The following is a 7,018-nucleotide window of genomic DNA, read 5'->3' on the forward strand; positions in this document are numbered from 1 at the left end:
GGTCGGGGGGAAAGAGGGAGATGAGGGGGGGGAGAAGGGGTGGGGGGGGAGGGGGCGGGGGGTTTGGGGGGGGGGGGGGGGTGGGGTGGGCGCACCCTTCCCCGGGGGGGTGGGGGGGGGACCGGCGCTTGTGCTGCGCAGGGTGAAGAGGTGTCAGCGGACCCAGTACGCCGAGGAGATGGCGTTCTTGAAGGTGGCGCTGGCGTTGCCCGCGTAGCCCGCGGGAAGGGTCCCGTGGGAGCCGCCGCGGTTCCAGTCGGTGTAGACGTCCCAGGTGAACGAGTCCAGATTGCGGTAGGACTCCGTCCAGTCGTTGGTGGTGTGACCCGCGCAGGACTGCGAGCCCTTGAAGTAGTCGTTGGCGAAGTTGACGTCGTCGAGGACGAGGTCGAACACCGAGTTGCCCTGGTTCTGGAAGCAGAAGAGCCCGAACTCGCCGGACGTGATCCAACCGTCCTTCTCGGCGGCGGTGGCCGAGCCGAGCGAGAGGCCTGCGGCGGACAGGGCGAGAGCTGCTGTGACGGCGGCGCGCATGACGATGCGAGAACGCATGGCTGTGCCTTTCCGTGAGGAGCGTTGACAGCGTCGGTACCCGGACGGGGTGCCTGCAGACACCGGATCCGGCAGGTGATGGGCCCATCGGACGGGCTGAAGTCAACGGGGTCCCGGCCACCCGGACAACTAGCCTTCGGGCCAGTTACGTCTGGGGTGGGTGGCTCCTACGGTGTAAGCGGAGGCGCCCTGTTGCCGTACGGCGCCCGCTCCGGAGCCGGCTCGCGGCGGGAGCGTACGAAGGGGTCGATTCCTGTGTCATCTTCACGCGTCCGGTCCGCGTCCGCGCCGGTGCTCCTGTCCCTGGCGTCCCTGATGTCGGCGGTGCTCCTGCTGTCCGGCTGCTCGGGGGGCGAGTCGGGCGGCCGGGCCGCCGCCCCGCCATCCGGCGCCACCACCGGCGCGGGTACGGCTACGGGTACGCCGACGGCCGCCGCACCGGAGCCGACCGGCAAGGACGCCGCCGATCCGAGGCAGGCGGCGTTCTTCGCCTGCCTCAAGGACCAGGGGCTGCCGATGAAGGACACCCCCTCGGGGGTGCAGGTCGTGGACCCGGCCAAGGCCGACCCCGCCAAGGTGCGGGAGGCCGAGAAGGCCTGCGCGGCCAAGCGCGTGCGGCCCCCGGTGGACGCGGCGACGCTCGCCAAGGCGAAGGAGTTCGCCGCGTGCATGCGCGCGAACGGGGCCCGGGACTTCCCCGACCCCGACCCGGTCACGGGTGAATCCGGGGTCGACGCCGGGCTCAAGACGGACCCCAAGGCGGCTGCCGCCCTCCTCAAGTGCGCGGACAAGGCCCCGGCGGGTTCGTCCTCGGGCGTGGTGGGTGGATGAGCGCGAAGCACCGTAGGTGGGTCTTCGCGGTGGCCGGCGGGGCTGTCCTGCTCGCGGGCGCCGGAGTCGGCGCCTCGGCGGTGATCAAGTCCCCCGCGCAGGTGGCGGCCGACGCGGGGCCGCCCCCGATGGACGTCCTGGTGGCCCGGGTCGAGAAGCGGGTGCTGCGCGACACCGTCATCCTGCGCGGCACCGCGACCGCCACCCAGACCGTGCAGGTCACACCGACCGCGCGGGCCGAGGGCGGGGCGGCGCCGGTGGTCACCAAGGTGGCGGCCACCGCGGGGAGTCCGGTGGAGGCGGGGCGGGTCCTGCTGGAGGTGTCGGGGCGGCCGGTGTTCGTACTGCCGGGCAAGCTGCCCGTGTACCGGGACCTCAAGCCGGGGGCCACCGGGGAGGACGTCAGACAGCTCCAGCAGGCGCTGGCCGGGCGGGGGCACCCGACGGGCGGCGACAAGACCGGGACCTTCGGGGCCGGCACCAAAACGGCACTCACCGCCTTCTACCGCTCGATCGGCTACGACGCGCTGCCCGCGCTCGCCGACGGCGGAGAGGCGGTGGAGGCCGCGGAGGAAGCGGTGACGGCGGCCCGGCGGGCACTGGAGGACGTACGGGCGGGGGCGGCGGCCGGGGCCGGGGCGGGGGAGGGCAAGCCCGGCGGCTCGGCTGCGAGCGTCCCGGTGGCGAACGCCTCCCTCGTGGAGTCCGGTTCGAACCCGGGCTCCTCGCGCGCCGTGCGCCGCGCCGAGGAGGACCTGGCCAAGGCGCGGCGGGGGCTCACCGAGGCGCAGGAGGTCGCGGGGCCGATGCTCCCGGCCGGCGAGGTCGTGTTCCTGGAGGGCTTCCCCGCTCGGATCACCACGGTGAACACCCGGGTCGGCTCCGCGGCCACCGGTCCCGCACTGACGCTGTCCGCGGGGGCGCTCGTGGTGCGGGGGCAACTCCAGGAACACCAGAAGGGCTTGGTCCGGGCGGGCCAGCGCGTGGAGATCAGGTCCGAGGTCAGCGGGGTCACGGCCACGGCCAAGGTCACCTCGGTCGCCGACACGGCCGCGGCCCCGCCCGCGCAGCCGCAGGGCGGGACCGGGGACGGCCAGCAGCAGGCCCCGGCGGGAGCGCCGGGCTACGCCATGGTCGTGGAGCCCGACAGCCCGCTGGACCCCGCGCTCGCGGGACAGGACGTACGGCTGACCGTGGAGGCGGCGGCGACCTCCGGCGACGCGCTGGTGGTCCCGGTGAGCGCGGTCTCGGCGGGCGCGGACGGGCGCACCAGCGTGTCCGTCGTCGACTCCGAGGGGAAACGGCGACAGGTGGAGGTCCAGGCGGGCACGACGGGCGACGGCTACGTGGAGGTGGAGCCGACCACGGCCGGCGCACTCTCCGAGGGGGACAACGTCGTCACCGGGGTCAACCCCGGCCTGAGCGGGGGCGGCGGAGGGAAGACACCGTGACCCCGACGGGTGAGGAGGCGGGACCGGAGCGGGGGTTGGGGCCGGGGCCGGAGCCGGGGCCGGAGCCGCGTACCGGTGGCGCGGGCGCGGCCGTCATCGAGTTCCGGGGCGTCGGGCTCGCCTACCCGGGGCCGCCGCCCGTCGTCGCGCTCACCGGCTGCGACCTGGTGGTGCGCGGCGGCGAGTTCGTCACCGTCGTCGGGCCCTCCGGGTCGGGCAAGTCCACCTTCCTCAACATCGCCGGGCTGCTCGACGCCCCCACCGCCGGCACGTACCTGCTGGACGGGGTGGACACCGGAGCGCTCGGGGACAGCGGCCGGGCGGCGCTGCGCGGCCGCCGCATCGGGTTCGTCTTCCAGTCCTTCCACCTCCTCTCCCACCGCTCCGCCCTGGAGAACGTGGCCCTCGCCATGCTCTACAACGGCTTTCCCCGCCGGGAACGCGAACCGCGCGCCCGCGAAGCCCTCCTGCGGGTCGGCCTCGGGCACCGCGTCGACGCCCTGCCCACCCGGCTCTCCGGCGGCGAACGGCAGCGGGTCGCCATCGCCCGGGCCCTGGTGACCCGCCCCTCGCTGCTGCTCTGCGACGAGCCGACCGGCAACCTGGACACGGAGAACGCGGGAACGGTGCTGGCACTCCTCGACGAACTGCACGCGGACGGGATGACCGTCCTGGTGATCACCCACGATCCCGAGGTGGCGGCCAGAGGAGGCCGTACGGTCCGCATCCGCGACGGCGTGCTCGCCGAGGACCGGCCGCCGGTCGCGGGGCCGCCGGCCCGGGGAGCGGCGGTATGAGGCTCCTGCCGGGGAGGCCGGGGAGGCCCGGGAGGCCGCTGCGGCCGTCGCGCCGCCTCCCCGCGCCCGAGCGCCCCACCCGCCTCGCGCCGCGCGACATCCTCGGCGAGGCCTTCGCCGGGCTGGTGCAGCGGCCGGCCCGCTCGGCGCTGACCGCGCTGGGCACCGTACTCGGCGTCGGATCCTTCGTCGCCATCCTCGGCCTGACGGCCACGACCTCCTCCCAGATCGACGCCCGCTTCAGCGTGCTCGGCGCCACCGAGGTCACCGTCGAGGACGTGGCCCGCAGCCAGGACCAGTTCGCCGCCCCCGGCTTCCCCGCCGACGCCGACGAACGCACCGAGCGGCTGGGCGGGGTCCGGGACGCGGGCGTCTACTACACCGTCCGGCTGCCCGCCGACGGGACCGTCCGCGCGGCCCCGGTCGGCGGCGCCGCCCGCGGCGAGAAGATCGACGTGGTCGCCGCCTCACCGGGCGCCCTGCGGGCCGCCGTTCCCCGCATCGACCGGGGGCGGCTCTACGACGCGTACCACTCCCGCACCCGGCAGCGGGTCGCCGTCCTGGGCGCGGCCGTCGCCTCCCGGCTCGGCATCACCACGCTGGACACCGCGCCCGCCGTGTTCATCGGCGACGAACCCTTCACCGTGGTGGGGATCATCGGCAACGTGGAGCGCAAGGCGGACCTGCTCCTGTCCGTCGTGGTCCCGCGCACCACCGCCGAGGAGATCTGGGGACCCCCGCAGGGCGACGGCGCCCGCATGCTCATCGCCACCGAACTCGGCGCGGCCCAGCAGGTGGCCCGGCTCGCCCCTACGGCGCTGCGCCCCGACCATCCCGAACACCTGAAGGCCGTGGCCCCGCCGGACCCGCGCTCGCTGCGCACCAACGTCTCCTCGGACCTGGGCCGGCTCTTCCTGATCCTGGCCGGGATCTGCCTGATCATCGGCGCCGTGGGCATCGCGAACACGACGCTGGTCGCCGTCCTGGAGCGCACCGGGGAGATCGGCCTGCGCCGCGCCCTCGGGGCGCGGGGCCGGCACATCAGCGGCCAGTTCCTCGCCGAATCGGGCGCGCTGGGCGCACTCGGCGGCCTGGTGGGGACCTCTCTGGGCTGCGTGACGGTCGTGCTGGTCGCGGTGTTCCGCGACTGGACCCCGGTGATCCACCCGGCGACCGTGCTCGCCGCCCCCGCGATCGGCCTGCTGACCGGCCTCCTGGCCGGCCTCTACCCGGCGTGGCGGGCCTCCCGCGTCGAACCGGCGGAGGCCCTGCGGCGGTGAGCCGGGCCCCGCCGGGCGGTCGGGCGGCCGGGTGCGGTGCCCGAGGGGCCTGCGAGAATGGCGGGGCGGTCCGCAGCACGGACCCTGCCGAACCGTTCAACCGTTCGCCGAACCATTCGCACCGCACCCGAGGGGCCCACGCCAGTGACATCCGCTTCCCTGGACAAGCAGCCGCACGAAGTCGCCTCCATGTTCGACGGCGTGGCGGCGAACTACGACCTCACCAACGACGTCCTCTCCCTCGGGCAGGACCGCGTCTGGCGCAAGGAGGTCGCCAAGGCGGTAGCAGCGCGCCCCGGGCAGCTCGTCCTCGACCTGGCCGCCGGCACGGCCACGTCCTCGCTGCCCTTCGCCGCGGCCGGCGCGTACGTCGTGCCCTGCGACTTCTCCCTCGGCATGCTCCGCGAGGGCAAGAAGCGCAACCCCTGGCTCCCGCTGACGGCCGGCGACGCGACGAAGCTCCCCTTCAAGGACGACTCCTTCGACACCGTCACCATCTCCTTCGGCCTGCGCAACGTCCAGGACACCGACACCGCGCTGCGCGAGCTGTACCGGGTCACGAAGCCCGGCGGCCAGGTCGTGATCTGCGAGTTCTCGCAGCCCACCTGGGCCCCCTTCCGGACCGTGTACACCGAGTACCTGATGCGCGCGCTGCCGCCGGTCGCCCGCGCGGTCTCCTCCAACCCCGACGCGTACGTCTACCTCGCCGACTCCATCCGCGCCTGGCCCGACCAGCCGGCGCTCGCCGCGCTCCTGCAGAAGGCCGGCTGGTCCAAGGTGGCCTGGCGCAACCTGAGCGGCGGCATCGTGGCCCTGCACCGCGGCACCAAGCACGCGTAGTCACGGGACCCCGGACCCCACCCATGGACTACCAGGCACTGCTGGAACAGGTCGCCACCGACATCGCCCCGCTGATCGGCAGCGGCACCACCGCCGAGTACATCCCGGCGCTGGCGTCCGTGGACCCGCGGCAGTTCGGGATGGCCATCGCCGATCTCGACGGCAACGTCTTCGGGGTCGGCGACTGGCAGACGCCGTTCTCCACGCAGTCCATCACCAAGGTCTTCGCGCTGGCCCTCGCGCTCGCCGAGGGCGGCGACAGCCTGTGGGAGCGGGTGGGCCGCGAACCCTCCGGCAACCCGTTCAACTCCCTCGTGCAGCTGGAGTACGAGAACGGCATCCCGCGCAACCCCTTCATCAACGCGGGCGCGCTCGTCGTCACCGACCGGCTCCAGACGCTGACGGGCGACGCGAGCAGCGAACTGCTGGACTTCCTCCGCGAGGAGAGCCAGAACCCGGACGTCGCCTTCGACGCGGAGGTCGCCGCCTCCGAACAGGAACACGGGGACCGCAACGCCGCCCTGGCCCACTTCATGGCCGCCTACGGGAACATCGACAACCCGGTGCCGACGCTGCTGGAGCACTACTTCTGGCAGTGCTCCATCGAGATGAGCTGCTCCGACCTGGCCCGCGCCGGCCGCTTCCTGGCCCGCCACGGGCTGCGCGCGGACGGCTCGCGGCTGCTCACGCGCAGCGAGGCGAAGCAGGTCAACGCGGTGATGCTGACGTGTGGGACGTACGACGCGGCGGGGGAGTTCGCCTACCGGGTAGGCCTGCCGGGCAAGAGCGGCGTCGGCGGCGGCATCGTCGCGGTCGTGCCGGGCGCGTGCACGCTGGCCGCGTGGAGCCCCGGTCTCGACGCCCAGGGCAACTCGGTGGCCGCGGTGGCCGCCCTGGACCGCTTCACAACCCTGACGGGCCTGAGCGTCTTCTGACGCGCCACTCGCGCGGTGCGGCCCCTTGGGGGCCTTACCGGCTTCGCGGCGCTGCGCCGGGCACCTTCTTGACGCGCTGCTCGCGCGGTGCGGCGCTGGCGGGCCTCCCCGGCTTCGCGGCGCTGCGCCGGACTCCGTCCGGCGGTGGCTGGTCGGCGTGCCCGCCACTGCCGTCCCGGCGTGGGTCCGGTGGGTGGGTGCGGCTGGATTGGCCCTGCGGGGCGAGTTCCCCTACCCACCCTTCGCCCGTTCCCCGGGCTACGCCCGGACCCCCTTTGCCGCGTGCGGCGCCGTTGCCGGGGGGCGGCGCACGGAACCCCACGACTCAAAAA

At 74.4% G+C, this 7,018-nt stretch carries 7 protein-coding genes; 6 read left to right on the plus strand and 1 reads right to left on the minus strand.

Going from position 1 to position 7,018, the window contains the following annotated elements:
• Positions 1-153: 153 nt before the first annotated feature.
• On the minus strand, positions 154-552 hold the full coding sequence (locus ACFWBW_RS37935) for a hypothetical protein (protein WP_385383154.1): 399 nt from the start codon (positions 550-552) through the stop codon (positions 154-156).
• A 255-nt stretch (positions 553-807) separates the two neighbouring features.
• On the opposite strand from ACFWBW_RS37935, the gene ACFWBW_RS37940 reads away from it, so the two are divergent.
• From ACFWBW_RS37940 to ACFWBW_RS37965, 6 genes are all read left to right on the plus strand, one after another.
• On the plus strand, positions 808-1,383 hold the full coding sequence (locus ACFWBW_RS37940; protein ID WP_385383157.1) for a hypothetical protein: 576 nt from the start codon (positions 808-810) through the stop codon (positions 1,381-1,383).
• Complete coding sequence (locus tag ACFWBW_RS37945; RefSeq protein WP_385383160.1) at positions 1,380-2,834, plus strand: peptidoglycan-binding protein; 1,455 nt, start codon at positions 1,380-1,382, stop codon at positions 2,832-2,834. Before ACFWBW_RS37940 ends, ACFWBW_RS37945 begins: the two co-directional genes overlap by 4 nt.
• 35 nt (positions 2,835-2,869) lie before the next feature.
• Positions 2,870-3,631, plus strand: a complete 762-nt coding sequence (locus ACFWBW_RS37950; protein WP_385383175.1) for an ABC transporter ATP-binding protein — start codon at positions 2,870-2,872, stop codon at positions 3,629-3,631.
• Positions 3,628-4,911, plus strand: a complete 1,284-nt coding sequence (locus ACFWBW_RS37955; protein WP_385383163.1) for an ABC transporter permease — start codon at positions 3,628-3,630, stop codon at positions 4,909-4,911. The genes ACFWBW_RS37950 and ACFWBW_RS37955 overlap by 4 nt, the downstream gene beginning before the upstream one ends.
• Positions 4,912-5,055: 144 nt before the next feature.
• Positions 5,056-5,751, plus strand: coding sequence for a demethylmenaquinone methyltransferase (locus tag ACFWBW_RS37960; RefSeq protein ID WP_385383166.1), 696 nt, complete (start codon positions 5,056-5,058; stop codon positions 5,749-5,751).
• Positions 5,752-5,774: 23 nt separating this feature from the next.
• Positions 5,775-6,686, plus strand: a complete 912-nt coding sequence (locus ACFWBW_RS37965; protein ID WP_385383169.1) for a glutaminase — start codon at positions 5,775-5,777, stop codon at positions 6,684-6,686.
• Positions 6,687-7,018 lie beyond the last annotated feature (332 nt).

Origin of the sequence: Streptomyces sp. NPDC059957 (assembly GCF_042730015.1) — a bacterium.
GTDB lineage: Bacteria > Actinomycetota > Actinomycetes > Streptomycetales > Streptomycetaceae > Streptomyces.

Bases quoted from the DNA above. Each gene is read 5' to 3' on its own strand.
- ACFWBW_RS37935 (WP_385383154.1), bottom strand. From the start codon at position 552: ATGCGTTCTCGCATCGTCATGCGCGCCGCCGTCACAGCAGCTCTCGCC.
- ACFWBW_RS37945 (WP_385383160.1), top strand. From the start codon at position 1,380: ATGAGCGCGAAGCACCGTAGGTGGGTCTTCGCGGTGGCCGGCGGGGCT.
- ACFWBW_RS37955 (WP_385383163.1), top strand. From the start codon at position 3,628: ATGAGGCTCCTGCCGGGGAGGCCGGGGAGGCCCGGGAGGCCGCTGCGG.
- ACFWBW_RS37965 (WP_385383169.1), top strand. From the start codon at position 5,775: ATGGACTACCAGGCACTGCTGGAACAGGTCGCCACCGACATCGCCCCG.